Source organism: Pseudonocardia ammonioxydans, assembly GCF_900115005.1.
GTDB classification, from domain to species: domain Bacteria; phylum Actinomycetota; class Actinomycetes; order Mycobacteriales; family Pseudonocardiaceae; genus Pseudonocardia; species Pseudonocardia ammonioxydans.
Window position 1 is genome coordinate 94863 of record NZ_FOUY01000022.1, and the last position, 15453, is coordinate 110315.

General features: G+C 73.7%; 12 protein-coding genes. 9 read left to right on the forward strand and 3 right to left on the reverse strand.

Annotated elements, in window-relative coordinates; all coding sequences use genetic code 11:
- Nucleotides 1–3: 3 nt before the first annotated feature.
- From BM093_RS20760 to dnaE, 3 genes are all read left to right on the forward strand, one after another.
- Nucleotides 4–936: an RluA family pseudouridine synthase gene (locus tag BM093_RS20760; RefSeq protein ID WP_093347217.1), complete on the forward strand. Its 933-nt coding sequence runs from the start codon at nucleotides 4–6 to the stop codon at nucleotides 934–936.
- A gap of 16 nt (nucleotides 937–952) precedes the next feature.
- Nucleotides 953–1687 carry a hypothetical protein gene (locus BM093_RS20765; protein WP_093347220.1) on the forward strand — a complete coding sequence of 245 codons (735 nt, stop codon included), beginning with the start codon at nucleotides 953–955 and terminating at the stop codon, nucleotides 1685–1687.
- A gap of 379 nt (nucleotides 1688–2066) precedes the next feature.
- Nucleotides 2067–5621: a DNA polymerase III subunit alpha gene (dnaE, locus tag BM093_RS20770; protein WP_093347224.1), complete on the forward strand. Its 3555-nt coding sequence runs from the start codon at nucleotides 2067–2069 to the stop codon at nucleotides 5619–5621.
- Between the two features lie 60 nt (nucleotides 5622–5681).
- Here dnaE and BM093_RS20775 read toward each other — a convergent pair whose 3' ends face one another.
- Complete coding sequence (locus tag BM093_RS20775; protein ID WP_093347227.1) at nucleotides 5682–6566, reverse strand: PaaX family transcriptional regulator; 885 nt, start codon at nucleotides 6564–6566, stop codon at nucleotides 5682–5684.
- Nucleotides 6567–7163: 597 nt separating this feature from the next.
- On the opposite strand from BM093_RS20775, the gene BM093_RS20780 reads away from it, so the two are divergent.
- Nucleotides 7164–9347, forward strand: a complete 2184-nt coding sequence (locus BM093_RS20780) for a SulP family inorganic anion transporter (protein ID WP_425439186.1) — start codon at nucleotides 7164–7166, stop codon at nucleotides 9345–9347.
- A 73-nt stretch (nucleotides 9348–9420) separates the two neighbouring features.
- A complete protein-coding gene (gene trxA / locus BM093_RS20785; RefSeq protein ID WP_093347236.1) occupies nucleotides 9421–9804 on the forward strand; it encodes a thioredoxin in 384 nt (127 codons plus the stop codon).
- 62 nt (nucleotides 9805–9866) lie between these two features.
- Here trxA and BM093_RS20790 read toward each other — a convergent pair whose 3' ends face one another.
- Entirely contained in the window at nucleotides 9867–10202 is a 336-nt protein-coding gene (locus tag BM093_RS20790; RefSeq protein ID WP_093347239.1) for a cupin domain-containing protein, read from the reverse strand.
- An 89-nt stretch (nucleotides 10203–10291) separates the two neighbouring features.
- Between BM093_RS20790 and BM093_RS20795 the strand changes: the two genes are divergently transcribed.
- From BM093_RS20795 to BM093_RS20810, 4 genes are all read left to right on the forward strand, one after another.
- Nucleotides 10292–10864, forward strand: a complete 573-nt coding sequence (locus BM093_RS20795; RefSeq protein ID WP_093347242.1) for a type II toxin-antitoxin system PemK/MazF family toxin — start codon at nucleotides 10292–10294, stop codon at nucleotides 10862–10864.
- A 60-nt stretch (nucleotides 10865–10924) separates the two neighbouring features.
- The gene (locus tag BM093_RS20800) at nucleotides 10925–11599 is read left to right on the forward strand and encodes a TetR/AcrR family transcriptional regulator (RefSeq protein WP_093347245.1); all 675 of its coding nucleotides are present in this window, start codon (nucleotides 10925–10927) and stop codon (nucleotides 11597–11599) included.
- An 82-nt stretch (nucleotides 11600–11681) separates the two neighbouring features.
- Nucleotides 11682–12947: an MFS transporter gene (locus BM093_RS20805; RefSeq protein WP_093347248.1), complete on the forward strand. Its 1266-nt coding sequence runs from the start codon at nucleotides 11682–11684 to the stop codon at nucleotides 12945–12947.
- A 148-nt stretch (nucleotides 12948–13095) separates the two neighbouring features.
- A complete protein-coding gene (locus BM093_RS20810) occupies nucleotides 13096–14766 on the forward strand; it encodes an ABC-F family ATP-binding cassette domain-containing protein (RefSeq protein ID WP_093347253.1) in 1671 nt (556 codons plus the stop codon).
- A gap of 6 nt (nucleotides 14767–14772) precedes the next feature.
- On the opposite strand, the gene BM093_RS20815 is transcribed toward BM093_RS20810, so the two are convergent.
- Nucleotides 14773–15450, reverse strand: coding sequence for an LON peptidase substrate-binding domain-containing protein (locus BM093_RS20815; protein ID WP_093347356.1), 678 nt, complete (start codon nucleotides 15448–15450; stop codon nucleotides 14773–14775).
- Between the last annotated feature and the right edge of the window lie 3 nt (nucleotides 15451–15453).

Below are 15453 nucleotides of genomic sequence, written 5' to 3' on the forward strand. Positions count from 1 at the left end.
GGCATGGGAGAGCTGCGGAGCATGCCCGTCCCCGACGGGCTGGACGGGATGCGGATCGACGCCGGCCTGGCGCGGCTGCTGGGCCTGTCCCGGACGGTGGCCGCCGGGCTCGCCGAGGCCGGGCGGGTCCAGGTGGACGGCCGCGAGGCCGGCAAGTCCGACCGGCTGCCCGGCGGGGCGTGGCTGGAGATCGAGCTCCCCGACGTGCGCGCGCCGGAGACGATGCAGGGTCCGGCCGAGGTCGTCGCCGGCCTGACGGTGCTGCACGAGGACGACGACCTGGTCGTCGTCGACAAGCCGGTCGGGGTCGCGGCGCACCCGTCGCCGGGCTGGACCGGGCCGACCGTCACCGGCGGGCTCGCCGCCCTCGGTACCCGGCTGTCGACCTCCGGTGCCGCGGAACGGCAGGGCATCGTGCACCGGCTCGACGTCGGCACGACCGGTGTCATGGTCGTGGCGAAGTCCGAGCACGCGTACACGGCGCTGAAGCGCGCGTTCAAGGAACGCACCGTCGACAAGCGCTACCACGCCGTCGTGCAGGGGCACCCGGACCCGTCGTCGGGCACGATCGACGCCCCCATCGACCGGCACCCGCGCCACGACTACCGGTTCGCCGTCCTCCAGGGCGGCAAGCCCAGCATCACGCACTACGACACGGTCGAGGCGTTCCGCGCAGCCAGCCTGCTCGACGTGCACCTGGAGACCGGGCGCACGCACCAGATCCGGGTGCACTTCTCGGCGCTGCGCCATCCGTGCGTGGGGGACCTGACCTACGGCGCCGATCCCACGCTGGCGAAGCGGGTCGGGCTGTCACGGCAGTGGTTGCACGCCCGCGGGCTCGGCTTCGAGCACCCGGCCGACGGGCGCCACGTCGAGTACACCAGCCCGTACCCGGACGATCTGGCCGCGGCGCTCGAGACGCTGCGGGAGCCGTGACCGGAGCCGGAGCGCGATGACCGGGCTGAGCACCCGTGGCCTGTGGGTGGTCGTGGCCGTGATGGCCGTCGTACTCGTCGGTGCGGTGTGGGCCGCCGGGTCCGGTCCCGCGTCCGGCCCGCCCGCGGCGACCGGGTCCGTACGGCTCGGGCCCGACCCCGGTCAGGACGTGGCGGGCTACCTCGCCGGCCTGCCCGGGTCGCTCCCGCCGCCCGGACCGGCGGTGCCCGCGCTGGTGCAGTTCGACCGTCCCCTCGACGCCGCGGGGGCCGCGGCCGCCGCCGGCCCGGCCGGGGCCGGGGTCGAGACCGCCGTGTTCCGGGTGCCGCTCGACCGGGTGCAGACGGCGCTGCGGTTCGAACCGGTCACCGGCACCGGTGAGGTCACGGGAGCGCTCGGGGTGGCCCGCGAGCGGGCGCTGTTCGGGGCCGAGGCCGACGCCGGACGTGCGCAGCAGGCCGCGGCCGGGGCGACGGCCCCGGAGGCGCGCGCGGCGCTGACCCGGCGGGCCGCGGTCGCCGCCGCCGAGCGCCGCGCCCTGGCCGACCCGGGGTGCGCCTGCGTGATCGCGCTGGTGGTGCGTGCCGACCGCGCGGGGCTGGAGGCGCTGGCCGGGCGCGACGGCGTCCGCGCCGTCCAGGCCGCGCCGCCCGGCACGACGGCCCAGGAGCTCGCGCTCTCCCCGCTGCTGCCGCAGCAGCGGACCACCGCACTCCCACCGCCCGACGACGGCCCCGTCCCCACCGGCTGAGCGGCGCCGGCGGCGGGTCCCACCGGCCTCCGAGCAGGGGCGCGACACGCCGACGCGGGGCCGCACGACGCTGAGCTGGAGCGACACGCCGAGCCCGCTCGGCTCGCAGGCGCCGTCTCGGGAACTGTCGGACCCCGCGGCTAGTCTGGGGACCTCACCGATCCGGTCGGTCCGGCCGCACGGCAGGAGTCCCACCGGCGTCCCGCGCGGCACCCGCAGGGGCGCCGCGCCCGGGAGGTCGTCCCGCCGCAGGCGTCCCGTCACGGTCGGTGGTGAGTACCTCCGCGACGCGCGTCCGAGCACGTGCGCCGCGGGCGCAGTGGCACGACGGGGAAGCACCGCGCCGCCCCAGGGCGCGGGAGAGGAGTGCGGAACAGACATGGCCGGCGCCACATCCGAGGCAGGCTCGTTCGTCCACCTGCACACCCACACCGAGTTCTCGATGCTCGACGGGGCGGCGCGGCTCGACGACCTGTTCGACGAGGCCGTCAAGAACGACATGTCGGCGGTCGCGATGACCGACCACGGCAACGTCTACGGCGCCTTCGAGTTCTGGCGCAAGGCGAAGGCCGCGGGCATCAAGCCGATCATCGGCATGGAGGGCTACCTCGCCCCCGGGTCGCGGCACGAGCGCAAGCGCGTCGCGCTCGGTGACGGCAGCGACAGCAACCCCGACCTCATGTACACCCACATGACGCTGCTGGCGGAGAACACCGAGGGGCTGCACAACCTCTTCCGGCTCTCGTCGCTGGCCAGCCTCGAGGGCTACTACTACAAGCCCCGGATGGACCGCGAGCTGCTCGAGCAGTACGGCAAGGGGCTGATCGCGACCACCGGCTGCCCGTCCGGCGAGGTCGCCCGTCTGCTCCAGCAGAACGACTACGAGGGCGCCTGCCAGGCCGCCTCGGACTACCGGGACATCTTCGGCAAGGACAACTTCTTCTGCGAGTTGATGGACCACGGGATCGAGATCGAGAAGCGGGTCCAGGAGGACCTGTTCGCGCTGAAGAAGCGCCTCGACCTGCCCGGCCTGGCCACCAACGACCTGCACTACACCTACCCGGACGACACCAAGGCGCACGAGGTGCTGCTCTGCGTCCAGACCGGGAAGACCCTCGCCGACCCGAACCGGTTCAAGTTCGACGCGCAGGACTTCTACCTCAAGTCCGCGCAGGAGATGCGCAACCTCTGGGACCCCATCCACCCGGAGGCCTGCGACAACACGCTCTGGGTCGCCGAGCGGTGCAACATCGACTTCACCACCGGCCAGGACCTGCAGCCCAAGGCGCCGGTCCCCGAGGGCGAGTCCGAGGAGTCCTGGCTGATCAAGGAGGTCGAGCGGGGCCTGCACGCCCGGTTCCCGAACGGCATCACCGAGCAGTACCGCCGCCAGGCCGAGTACGAGGTCGGCGTCATCATCAAGATGGGCTACCCGGGCTACTTCCTGGTGACCGCCGACCTCATCCAGCACGCCAAGTCGGTCGGCATCCGGTGCGGCCCCGGACGTGGCTCGGCGGCCGGCTCGCTGGTCGCCTACGTCCTGGGCATCACCGACCTCGACCCGATCCGGCACAAGCTGATCTTCGAGCGGTTCCTCAACCCGGACCGCGTGTCCATGCCCGACATCGACATGGACTTCGACGAGCGCCGGCGCGGCGAGATGATCCGCTACGTCACCGAGAAGTACGGCGAGGACCGGATCGCCCAGATCATCACCTACTCCACGATCAAGGCGAAGGCCGCGATCAAGGACTCCGCGCGGGTGCTCTACGGCCAGCCCGGCTACTCGGTCGCCGACCGGATCTCCAAGGCGATGCCGCCCGCGGTCATGGGCAAGGACATCCCGCTGTCCGGGGTGTTCGACGCGAGCCACAAGCGTTACTCCGAGGCCACCGAGGTCCGCGCGCTCTACGAGACCGACCCGCAGGTCAAGGAGATCATGGACACCGCGCGGGGTCTGGAGGGCCTCAAGCGGCAGTGGGGCGTGCACGCGGCCGGCGTGATCATGTCGTCGACGCCGCTGATCGACGTCATCCCGATCCAGCGCCGCGAGTCCGACGGCGCGATCATCACGCAGTTCGACATGGGCGTCTGCGAGACCATCGGGCTGCTCAAGATGGACTTCCTGGGGCTGCGCAACCTCACGATCCTCGACGACGCCCTGGAGAACATCACCCTCAACGGCAAGCCGGCGGTCGATCTCGACCACGTCGAGCTGGACGACGGGCCGACCTACGAGCTGCTCGCCCGCGGGGACACGCTCGGCGTGTTCCAGCTGGACGGCGGCCCGATGCGGGACCTGCTGCGCCGGATGGCGCCCAGCGAGTTCGAGCACATCTCCGCGGTCGGTGCGCTGTACCGCCCCGGCCCGATGGGTGCGAACGCGCACAACGACTACGCCGACCGCAAGAACGGCCGCCAGGAGATCACGCCGATCCACCCGGAGCTGGCCGAGCCGCTGCGCGACGTCCTGGGCGAGACGTTCGGTCTGATCGTCTACCAGGAACAGGTCATGGCGATCGCCCAGACCCTGGCGGGCTACTCGCTCGGACAGGCGGACCTGCTCCGCCGGGCGATGGGCAAGAAGAAGAAGGAGATCCTCGACAAGGAGTACGTCACCTTCGCCGGCGGGATGAAGGAGAACGGCTACTCCGAGGACGCGGTCAAGACCCTCTGGGACATCCTGCTCCCGTTCTCCGACTACGCGTTCAACCGCGCGCACTCCGCGGCGTACGGCGTCGTGTCCTACTGGACCGCCTACCTCAAGGCGAACTACCCGGCCGAGTACATGGCCGGCGTGCTCACCTCGGTCCGCGACGACAAGGACAAGGCCGCCGTCTACCTGGCCGAGTGCCGCCGGATGGGCGTCACCGTGCTCCCGCCGGACGTCAACGACTCGGTGCGCAACTTCGCCCCGGTCGGCAACGACATCCGGTTCGGCCTCGGCGGCATCCGCAACGTCGGGCACAACGTGGTCGACGCGATCGTCGCCGCGCGCCGGGAGAAGGGGAACTTCGCCGACTTCTCCGACTTCCTGCGCAAGGTCGACGCCGTGGTCTGCAACAAGAAGGTCGTCGAGTCGCTGATCAAGGCGGGTGCCTTCGACTCGCTGGGGCACTCCCGCAAGGGCCTGCTGCTGGTGCACGCGGACGCGATCGACGCGGTGATGAGCACCAAGAAGGCGGCGTCGATGGGCCAGTTCGACCTGTTCGGGTCGATGGACGGCTCCGGCGGGGACGGCGACGACAGCGATGGCGGCCTGGGCGGCATCTTCGACGTGAAGGTCCCCGAGGAGGAGTGGGACACCAAGCACAAGCTCGCCGTCGAGCGGGAGATGCTGGGGCTCTACGTCTCCGGGCACCCGCTCGACGGGCTGGAGCAGGCGCTCGCGGCGAAGTCGGACACCTCGATCGCCGACATCGTCGAGGGCTCGGTCGCCGAGGGCGCGCAGGTCACCGTCGGCGGCATCCTCGCCAACGTCAACCGCCGGGTGAACAAGAACGGCGAACCCTGGGCGTCGGCACAGATCGAGGACCTGGCCGGCGGGATCGAGGTGCTGTTCTTCCCGCGCGCCTACCAGGTGGTCGGCATGGACGTCGCGGAGGACGCGATCGTGCTGGTCAAGGCCCGGGTGAACAAGCGCGACGACCGCATCTCGCTGATCGCCAACGACCTCGCGGTGCCCGAGCTCGCCGTGGGCGACGCCGGGCTGCCGATCCGGGTCAGCCTGCGCACCGACCAGTGCACGCCCGAGCGCGTCGCGAAGCTCAAGGAGGTGCTGACCCACCACCCCGGCACCTCCGAGGTGCACCTGTCGCTGGTCTACGGCAGCAAGGTCACCGCGCTGCGGGTCGACGACTCGCTGAAGGTCATGCACACCTCGGCGCTGATGGGGGACCTGAAGGCCCTGCTCGGGCCGGGCTGCCTGGGCTGACCGGGCCGGCCGGTCATCCGCCCGGGCGGCTGACCGGCCAGCACCGCCCCGTCCGCCGGTTCAGGGCGTGCCGGTCAGCCCGGCCCAGGCGGTACGGGCCGGTGCGTCCCAGCGGCGGTGCAGCGTGGTGAACAGCTCGGCCGCCCGTGCCCCGGCCCAGCGGTCCGGCAGCAGCTCGGCCGGGAGCTCGGGGTCGAGGAAGGGGAACCGCCGCCACGCGTGCACCAGCCGGACCTGGCGGGCGAGCACGTCGTCGGCGTCGTCGCGGTCGCGCTCGGGGCCGAACTCGTCGAGGAACTGCTCGTAGGCCTGCTCGACCCGGTCCAGGTCCCAGGCCTGGGCGACGACGTCGGACGGGCGCCCGATGCCGCCGTAGTGCCCGATGAACGAGCTGCTCATCCCGCGCAGGTCCAGCTCGTCGAGCACCGCCGCGACCTCGGGCTCCTTGCCCGGGTCGGGGGAGACCCACACCCCCGGCGCGGGGGAGCCGAGACCGGCCCAGGCCAACCGCGTCCGCAACCGGTGCCGCAGCCGCCGGCGCGACTCCGGGACGCTCGCGAGCAGGACCAGCCACCGGCCGTCCCACTCGGTGGCGGGCGCCCCGAACCCGTAGATCCGCGCGGCGCCCTCGGACAGCAGCCGTTCCCCGTCGGGGGTCAGCGACCAGCGCACCCGCCTGCCGTCCCGGTCGGAGGTCAGCACCCCCTCGGCCGCCGTCCGGGAGAGCGCCTGGCGCGCCGACTTGGACTCCACCCCGAGCGCGCCGAGCACCTCCAGCAGCGCCCGCGTCCAGACCGGCTCGCCGGCCGGGAGTACGAACTCGCCGAGCACGGTGAGCAGCAGCGACCGGGCCGAGGTCTGGCCGAGCTCGCGGCGGCGCAGCGGTGATCCGTCCGAGGTGTCCGGATCGGTGTCGGCGGGGGGGTCACGGAACGGGGTGGCCATGGTCGGGCCAGCCTAGAGCCCGGTGCCACGGACCGGATCAGGACTCGGACGATCCGAACCACCGGTCCGGGTGGACCTGCCCGTGTTCCCGGTCACCTCGCGGCCGGGAACGCGGCCCTGACCAGCTGATCGCTCGCCGGTGAGCGTTCCGGGAGGTTCCCCATCCGGTGAATGGGGCCGCCACCGCGGCCCCGCGGGCTCCTCGCGCAGGCCCCGGCGGGTCGACAGTGGAGGGTACGGTTCGTGCGTGGTTTGTCCTTCTTGAGCCCTCTGCGAGGCGCTCACGAAGCCCACGCGGTGGCCGTCCCCCCGAGGCACCGCTGTCACCGGTCGCATCGTCGCGGTCCGGCATCCCCACCCAGCAGCCGAGCCGGCCCAGCAGTCGGGCCCACCCGGCAGTCGAGCCCGCCCAGCAGTCGAGCCCACCCGGCAGCCGAGCCCACTCAGCAGTCGAACACGGAGGAACCGGTGCATCCGCAGGATCACTCCAGTCACACGTACAACACCAGCCCCGTACGCACCACACAGGACGAGCATGCCCCGGCCGAGTCCGGGCTGGGCGAGCACTCCCCGCCGGGCGGTGGCCGGTTCGGGCGGATGTTCCCGCACGCACGGGCCGATCTCTCGGCCTCGATCGTCGTCTTCCTCGTCGCGGTGCCGCTCTCGCTCGGTATCGCCGTGGCCTCCGGCGCGCCGATCCTGGCGGGCCTCGTCGCCGCCGTCGTCGGTGCCGTCGTCGCCGGCCTGCTCGGCGGCTCCCCGCTGCAGGTCTCCGGGCCGGCGGCCGGCCTCACCGTGATCGTCGCCGAGCTCGTCGCGCGGTTCGGCTGGGAGGTCACCTGCCTGATCACCGCGGGCGCCGGCGTCCTGCAGATCGTCTTCGGGCTGACCCGGCTGGCGCGCTTCGCCCAGGCCATCCCGCCCGCCGCGGTGCACGGCATGCTCGCCGGCATCGGCGCCACGATCGCGCTGGGCCAGCTGAACGTCGTCCTCGGTGGTGAGTCGCAGACCGGCGGTGTCGCGTCGATGGCCGCGCTCCCCGGAGCCCTCGCCACCGTGTCCTGGCCGGCGTTGCTGCTCGGGTCCCTGGTCATCGGCGTCCTGCTGTTCTGGAAGCGCCTCCCCGGACGGATCACCGTGGTCCCCGCCGCGCTGGTCGCCGTCGTGTTCGCCACCGCCGTCTCGCTGCTGTTCACCGACGTCAGCCGCGTCCAGCTCGGCGGCTCGCTGCTGGAAGCACTGTCGACGCCGGTGCTGCCCGCGTCCGACTGGGCCGGCGTGCTGGGCGGCATGCTGACCGTCGCCCTGGTCGCGAGCGTCGAGTCCCTGCTGTCCGCGGTCGCCGTCGAACGGATGCGCCCGGGCCTGCGCACCGACAACGACCGCGAGCTGCTCGGCCAGGGGGCCGCCAACACCGTCTCCGGCCTGATCGGTGGGCTGCCGGTCACCGGGGTGATCGTCCGGTCGGCGGCCAACGTGAACGCCGGCGCCCGGACCCGCGCCTCCGCCGTGCTGCACGGCGTCTGGATCGCGGTGTTCGCGATCGCGCTGATCGGTGTCATCGAGCTGATCCCGATGGCGGCCCTGGCCGGCCTGCTGATCATGATGGGTGTCGGGCTGATCAAGCCGGCCGACATCCGCACGGCGCGCACCCACGGCGAGCTGCCCGTCTACGCCGTCACCCTGGCCGGGGTGGTGCTGCTGAACCTGCTCGAGGGCGTGCTGGCCGGGCTGGTGCTGGCCGGGCTGATGCTGCTGTGGCGGGCCGTGCGGGCGCGCCCGCGGCTGACCCGGCACGACGACGGCCGTTGCGAGCTGATCGTCGAGGGCTCGGTCAGCTTCCTGGCCGTCCCGCGCCTGGCCCGCGAACTGAACGCGGTGCCGCGCGGCGTCGACGTCACCGTCCGGCTGGCCACCGACTACCTCGACCACGCGGCCCGCGACCACCTGACGGCCTGGACGGCGCGGCACGAGGGCACCGGCGGGACCGTCGAGGTGATCGAACCGCAGCAGGCCGGGCACGCCGGTCCACCCGCCGCCCGCTTCCTGGCCTGGGGCGAGTGGCAGCGCAGTGCCGCGGGAGGAACCGATGCCGCGGGAGGAACCGATGCCGCGGGAGGAACCGATGCCGCGGGAGGAACCGATGGGGCCCTCGGCCCGCGGACGCCGGAACCGGTGAGCGGCCGGGTGCCGTCCGTCATGATGATCACCTGCGCGGATTCCGGACCGCTGCCGCACCTGCCCGCGGGCGGGGAGCCGGACGACGTGTTCACCGTGCAGAACGTCGGGAACCTGGTCGTCGGGCCGGGCACCGCGGCGGCCGTCGAGGTCGCGACGTCGGCGCCGGGCGTGCGGCTCCTCGCCGTCTGCGGGCACTCGGGCTGTGGTGCCATGGCGGGGCTGCGCGCGGGGGCCGCCGGCCGGGAGGGCCCGCTCGCGACCTGGCTGCGGCAGGCCCGCCCGGTGCTGCGGGCGCACGAGGCCGGCCACCCGGTCGCCGTCGCGGCCGCCCGGGACGGTGTCGACGAGGTCGACCAGCTGGCCATGGTCAACGTGGCCATGCAGCTGGAGATGCTGCGCGCCAAGGAGGCGGTCGCCGGGGCCCCCGACGTCGAGAGCGTGGGGCTGTTCCACGACACCGCCACCGGCCGGGTACTGGTGCTCGACGAGGACGCCCAGCGGTTCGTCGAGGTCGAGCCGGGCGACGGGTCCATCGGTGCGGACCGGACCGCGGCCGGGTACCGCATCGCCGTGGCGGCCCGCCGGATGCTGCGGGTCTGACCCGGCCCCGGTGCGGCCCGATCGGGTCACGCGCCGCGGGAACAACGGGCCGGACCGGCTCGTTGCCCCCCGTATGGCCACCGTGGATCTGACCACCGACAACTTCAACGACGTCGTGGGCGCGCCCGGGGCGACGGTCCTGATCGACTTCTGGGCGTCCTGGTGCGGGCCGTGCAAGCAGTTCGCACCCGTGTACGACGAGGCGTCCGAGAAGCACCAGGACGTGACCTTCGGGAAGGTCGACACCGAGGCGCAGCAGGACCTCGCCGGGGCGTTCGGGATCTCCTCGATCCCGACCGTCATGGCGGTCCGCGACGGTGTCGTCCTCTACTCCGAGCCCGGCGCGCTGCCCGCCGAGGCCCTGGAGGACCTGATCGGCCAGGTCAAGGCGGTCGACATGGACGAGGTGAAGGCTGCCGTCGCCGAGCAGGAGAAGGAGCAGGGCGAGCAGGGCTGACCCACCCGCCCCACCGTCCACCGACCGGCCCCGCACACACCGTGTGCGGGGCCGGTTCCGTGTCAGGACAGTTTCTCGGCGACGGTGAGCAGCACCGCCGAGTCCTCGACGGCGTGCAGCGCGTGCCGGCGGGGCGGGATCGTCAGCAGGTCCCCGGCCGACCCCTCGACCGCGTCGTCCCCGGCGACGAGCCGGACCCGGCCCCGCAGCACCTGCAGGGTCGCCTCGCCGGGGCTCTCGTGCTCGGCGAGCTCGCGCCCGGCGGCCAGCGCGATCAGGGTCTGGCGCAGGACGTTGTCGTGGCCGCCGCGCACCGTGTGCGCCGCCCGGCCGCTGCCGGCCTCACGGGCGAGTTCCAGGTGCCGGTCGGCCTCGTCGGTCAGCGACACGATCTCCACGGCGTGCTCCTCTCTCGTCGGAGGCTCCAGGTTCCCAGCCCGGGCCCACCGCGTGTACCGGTCGCCGGCCGGTGCGGCAGGCTGCACGCATGGCGATCAACTGGGGGAGGGTCCTGCGCAAGGCCGCCGAGGTGGCGGTGCAGCTGCTGAAGGACTCACAGAAGTCACAGTCGGCACAGAAGTCCCAGCCGGCACGGAAGTCCCAGCCGGCACAGAAATCGCAGCCCGCACAGCACGCGCAGCGGGGCCGCCCGGCACCGGCGCCGCCGGTCCGCACCGCACCCACCGGCGACCGGGCCCGGGAGATCGTCTACGCGCCGGAGCCGGACGGCGCCGCGGACCCGGGCGAGATCGTGTGGACCTGGGTGCCCTACGAGGAGGACCCGGCCCAGGGCAAGGACCGGCCGCTGCTGGTCGTCGGGCGCTCCGGCGCCGACCTGCTCGGGCTGATGCTGTCCAGCCAGGACAAGCGGGCCGGCGACCCGGACTGGGTCGGGATCGGTTCGGGTGCCTGGGACCGCGCGGGTCGTGACTCCTACATCCGGCTGGACCGGGTGCTCGAGGTCGAGGAGCACGGGATCCGGCGGGAGGGTGCGGTGCTCGACCGGGCCCTGTTCGACCGGGTCGCCGGGCAGCTGCGGTCGCGCTACGGCTGGCGCTGACCCTCCGATGATCCCGGTTCGGGTTTGAATTGCGAGAGCATGCTCTCGTAATGTGGTGAGGTGAGCCTCACTGCACCGACCGGCGGCCGGCGTCGCGGTCGCCCGCCGGCGCTGTCCCCGGACACGATCGCCGACGCCGTGCTGACCGTCGGCTTCCCCACGCTCACCTTCGCCGCCGTCGCCGCGCGGCTGGGTGTCGGCCAGGCGACCCTCTACCGGCACGCGGCCAACCGGGACGAGCTGGTGCGGCTCGGCATCGACCTCGCCCTGCGCCGCACCGACTGGCCGGACCTGACCGGCCCGTGGAAGCCGCTGCTGGAGCGCTGGGCGGTCGCGTCCTGGCGGGTCTGGGAACGCCACCCCGGCGCGGTCGCCGAGGTGGGGCGCGGGATCGTGCCGCCGTCGATCGTGGTGCTCGCCGACCGGGTCGGTGCGGCCCTGGTGGAGCGCGGGTTCACCGCGCCGGACGCGGTGCTGGCCGTCGACCTCGTGTTCGACCTGGCCGCGGACAACCGGCGCGGCATCGAGGTCTACGACGCGCCCGGCGGCGGGCAGCGCGACCTGCTGGAACAGCAGTGGCGGTCGGCGCCGCCCGCGGCGGCCGCGGCCGGGGTCCGCGCCGAGATGGTGCACGCGCTCCGGGCGTCGCCGATCGACTGGTTCCTCGGCAAGCTGCGCATCGTGCTCGCCGGCATCGACCGTGAGCTGGCCCCGCCCGTGAGCCGGCCGCCCTGAGCCCGCACCCACCGCTCCAGCGCCCCAGGTCTCCCGGCCCGCGCCGTTCCCCACCACCACCTGCTCACCCGAAGGATCGGCCATGACCGTACGACCCGCCGCCGCACCGGACGGCACCACGCCCCGACCACAGATCGGGCTGCTGCTCGGTGCGGTGTTCCTGGTCTTCCTGGGCCAGATGACGCTCAACCCGGTCATCGCCCCGCTCTCCCGCGAGGTCGGCCTGGCCGAGTGGCAGATCGGCGTCACGATCAGCACTGCGGCCGTGATGGTCGTGCTCACCAGCCAGTTCTGGGGCCGTCGTTCGCAGTCCTGGGGCCGCAAGCCGGTCCTGGCCGGCGCGCTGGCCCTGGGCGTGGGAACGATGACGCTGTTCGCGCTGGTGGCCTGGCTGGGCATGACCGGGATCGTGACCGGCACGGTGCTGTTCGTGCTGTTCGTCCTGCTGCGCGGGCTCGGGTTCGGCACCGCGATCGCCGCGGTCCCACCGACCGCGCAGGCCTACATCGCCGACGTCACCACCGACGAGCAGGCCCGGGTGAAGGGCATGGCGGGCATCGGTGCGGTGCAGGGCGGCGCGATGATCGCGGGGTCGGTCGTCGGCGGCGTGCTGTCGGTGTTCGGGCTGATCACGCCGCTGATCGCGGTCCCACTGCTGCTCGCGGCGGGTCTCGTGCTGCTCGTGGTCCGGCTGCGCCGCGAGCCCCGCACCGAGCTGATCGAGGAACCCGTCCGGGTGCGGCCGGGGGACCCGCGGGTCTGGCCGTTCCTGCTGGCCGGGTTCGGGATGTTCACCTCGCTCGGCTTCATCCAGGTGATCACGGGGTTCCTCGTGCAGGACCGGCTGGGTCTCGACGCCGAGACCACCGGCCTGGTCACCGGCGGCGCGCTGCTGACCGCCGGGATCGGCATGGTCCTCGCGCAGGGTGTCGTCGTGCCGCGCAGCCGCTGGACGGCGCCGACCTTGCTGCGAGTCGGTGGTGCCGTCGCGTTCGCGGGGTTCGCGCTGCTGGTCCCGGATGCCGGCGGGGTGTTGCTGTTCGTCGCGGTCCTGCTCATCGGGCTCGGGCTCGGTACCGCGATGCCCGGCTACACCGCCGGGCCGACGCTCCTGGTCCGCCGCGAGGAGCAGGGCGGCCTGGCCGGGCTGACCAGTGCGACCACCGGGCTGACGTTCGTGATCGCCCCCACCGCAGGCACCGTGCTGTACGGCGTGTGGGCGCCGCTGCCGGTCGTCGTCGCGGCGGTGGTGATGGGCCTGATGAGCGTGTTCGTCCTGCTGCACCCGCGGTTCCGCCGGGTGCCCGCGGTCCCGGCCGCGACCGTGGGGTCGGCCCCGGCTGCGTGACGCCCACGAGGGAACGGCGGAATTCGGGTAGCGCCGGACGGCGCAACCGGTCTAGGCTCACCGCCATCATGGAGCTGTAGACGACGCCACCGACCGCGGACGCGGCACACGCCCCCGCCGGTCTCCCTCCGTTCACGGAGACGTCGTCGTGTCATCCAGCACCGACCTGCAGGCCCTCACCGCGCACGGCCTGGTCCGTTCCTTCGCCACCCGCGCCGGACGCCCGCCCGTCCTCGACGGGATCGACCTCACCGTCGCACCCGGGACCCGGCTGGGGCTGATCGGGGAGAACGGCGCAGGCAAGTCCACGCTGCTGCGGCTGCTGGCCGGAGCGGACACCCCGGACTCGGGCACCGTGTCCGCGCCGGCCGACCTGGTGTACCTGCCGCAGGAACCCGACGCCGGCGAGCACGGCACCGTCGGCGAGCTGCTCGACGGCGCGCTGCGCCCGCTGCACGACGCGGTCGCCGCGCTCGAACGGCTCGCCGGGCGGATGGCCGACGGCAGCAACGTCGGCGGGGAGGACGTCGGCGGGGAGTACGACCGGGTCCTCGCCTGGGCCGTCGCGCACGACGCGTGGGACGCCGACCGTCGCGCCGAGGTCACCGCGGGCACCCTCGGTGTGGCCGGCCTGGACCGGGAACGGCCGGTCACGACGCTGTCCGGCGGGCAGCGGACCCGGCTCGCGATGACCGCCGCGCTGGTCCGCCGCCCGGCCGTGCTGCTGCTCGACGAACCCACCAACCATCTCGACGACGACGCGCTCGACCTCCTCGAACGCGCGTTGCCCGAGCTGCCCGGCGTGGTCGTGGCGGCGAGCCACGACCGCACCTTCCTCGACCGGGTGTGCACCGAGCTGTTCGACCTCGATGCCGGTGCGCTCGGCACCGACGGGAACGGCGGGCGCCGCTTCGGTGGCTCGTTCACCGACTACCTGGCCGAGCAGGCCGCGAGCCGCCGGCGCTGGGAGGAACGGTTCGCCGAGCAGCAGGAGCGCATCGGCGAGCTCCGCGAGCGGACCCGGATCTCGACCCGGGCGATCGCGCCCGGCCGGGGGCCGCGCGACAACGACAAGTTCATCGTCAAGTTCAAGGGGGCGAACGTCGAGCGCACCCGGGCCCGCCGGATCGACGACGCCCGCCGTCGCCTGGCCGTTGCCGAGCGCGAGGCGCTGCCCCGGCCGCCGCGGCCGCTGCGGTTCACCGGCCGGCTGACCGGGGACCGCGCCGGTGGTCCCGGCAACGGCGCCGGTGGCGGTCTCGCGGTACAGGTCCGGGGCCTGCGCGTGGCCGGACGGGTGCGGCTGGGTCTGCTCGACCTGGCCGTGGGGGAGAAGCTGCTGGTCACCGGGCCGAACGGCTCGGGGAAGTCGACGTTGCTCGCCGTCCTGCACGGGGATCTCGTCCCGGACGCCGGGGCCGTCGACGTGCGGGCCGACCGGGTCGGGTTGCTCGCCCAGGACCCGGAGGTCGGTCCCCTCGACCGGACGGCCCGTGCGGCCTACGCCGCGCTGCTCGGTCCGGAGCTCGCCGAGCGGCTGCCGCTGGGCGAGCTGGGCCTGCTGCACCCGCGCGAGCACGGCACCCTCGTCGGGGAGCTGTCGCTGGGGCAGCGCCGCCGGCTCGCGCTGGCCGTCGCGATCGCCGATGCCCCGGACCTGCTGTTGCTCGACGAGCCGACCAACCACGTCTCGCTGCGGCTGGCCGGCGAGCTCGAGGAGGCGATCGGGACCGCACCGGGCGCCGTCGTCGTCACCTCGCACGACCGCTGGCTGCGCCGGCGCTGGACGGGTCGCGAGCTCGCGCTCCCGGGCGGGTGAGCGGGCTCAGTTGGCGCTGGGCTGGTCGCCGAACGTGCCGTGCGGGGCGGGCACCGCCCGCAACCGCTCCAGCAACCCGGTCTCGCGGGCCAGCAGCCGGCGCACGTCGCGCAGCCGCTGCACCGGGTCGGTCTGTTCCAGCAGCCGCTGGCGGTCGGGCAGCGGGAGCAGGCAGTCCCCGGCGAGCAGGTGGGGCAGCTCCGCGAGCGGGGTGTCCGCCTCGGGTTCGGACCAGTCCCCGGTGCGCCAGGCGGTGCGGCAGTAGACCCGGTGCGCCTCACGGGCGGCCTGCTCCAGCATCGTGACCAGGCGCGGGTCCTCCCCGCCGAGGGCGTCGGGGAGGAACTCCACGGTCCCGGTCAGGTACTGCCGTGCGGTGCTGTCGAGGTCGAGCACGCGGAACCGCCGCGCGCCACGGGTGACGATGTCGTAGCGGCCGTCCGGCAGCCGGCGGGCGTCGAGCAGGACGGCGGTGCAGCCGACGAGGTGCATGCCGTCGGAGCCGGAGCGGTCCGGCGAGTGCCCCTCGCGTACCGCGACGACGCCGAACTCCTTGTCCGGGACCTCGTCGGTGAGCAGGTCGACGGTGAGCTGCCGGTAGCGCGGCTCGAAGATGTGCAGGGGGAGCGCCGCGCCCGGCATCAGCACCGTCCCCAGCGGGAACAGCGGAAGGATCGCGGACACGGC

Bases quoted from the DNA above. Each gene is read 5' to 3' on its own strand.
- BM093_RS20760 (WP_093347217.1), top strand. From the start codon at position 4: ATGGGAGAGCTGCGGAGCATGCCCGTCCCCGACGGGCTGGACGGGATG.
- BM093_RS20765 (WP_093347220.1), top strand. From the start codon at position 953: ATGACCGGGCTGAGCACCCGTGGCCTGTGGGTGGTCGTGGCCGTGATG.
- dnaE (WP_093347224.1), top strand. From the start codon at position 2,067: ATGGCCGGCGCCACATCCGAGGCAGGCTCGTTCGTCCACCTGCACACC.
- BM093_RS20775 (WP_093347227.1), bottom strand. From the start codon at position 6,566: ATGGCCACCCCGTTCCGTGACCCCCCCGCCGACACCGATCCGGACACC.
- BM093_RS20780 (WP_425439186.1), top strand. From the start codon at position 7,164: ATGTTCCCGCACGCACGGGCCGATCTCTCGGCCTCGATCGTCGTCTTC.
- trxA (WP_093347236.1), top strand. From the start codon at position 9,421: ATGGCCACCGTGGATCTGACCACCGACAACTTCAACGACGTCGTGGGC.
- BM093_RS20795 (WP_093347242.1), top strand. From the start codon at position 10,292: ATGGCGATCAACTGGGGGAGGGTCCTGCGCAAGGCCGCCGAGGTGGCG.
- BM093_RS20805 (WP_093347248.1), top strand. From the start codon at position 11,682: ATGACCGTACGACCCGCCGCCGCACCGGACGGCACCACGCCCCGACCA.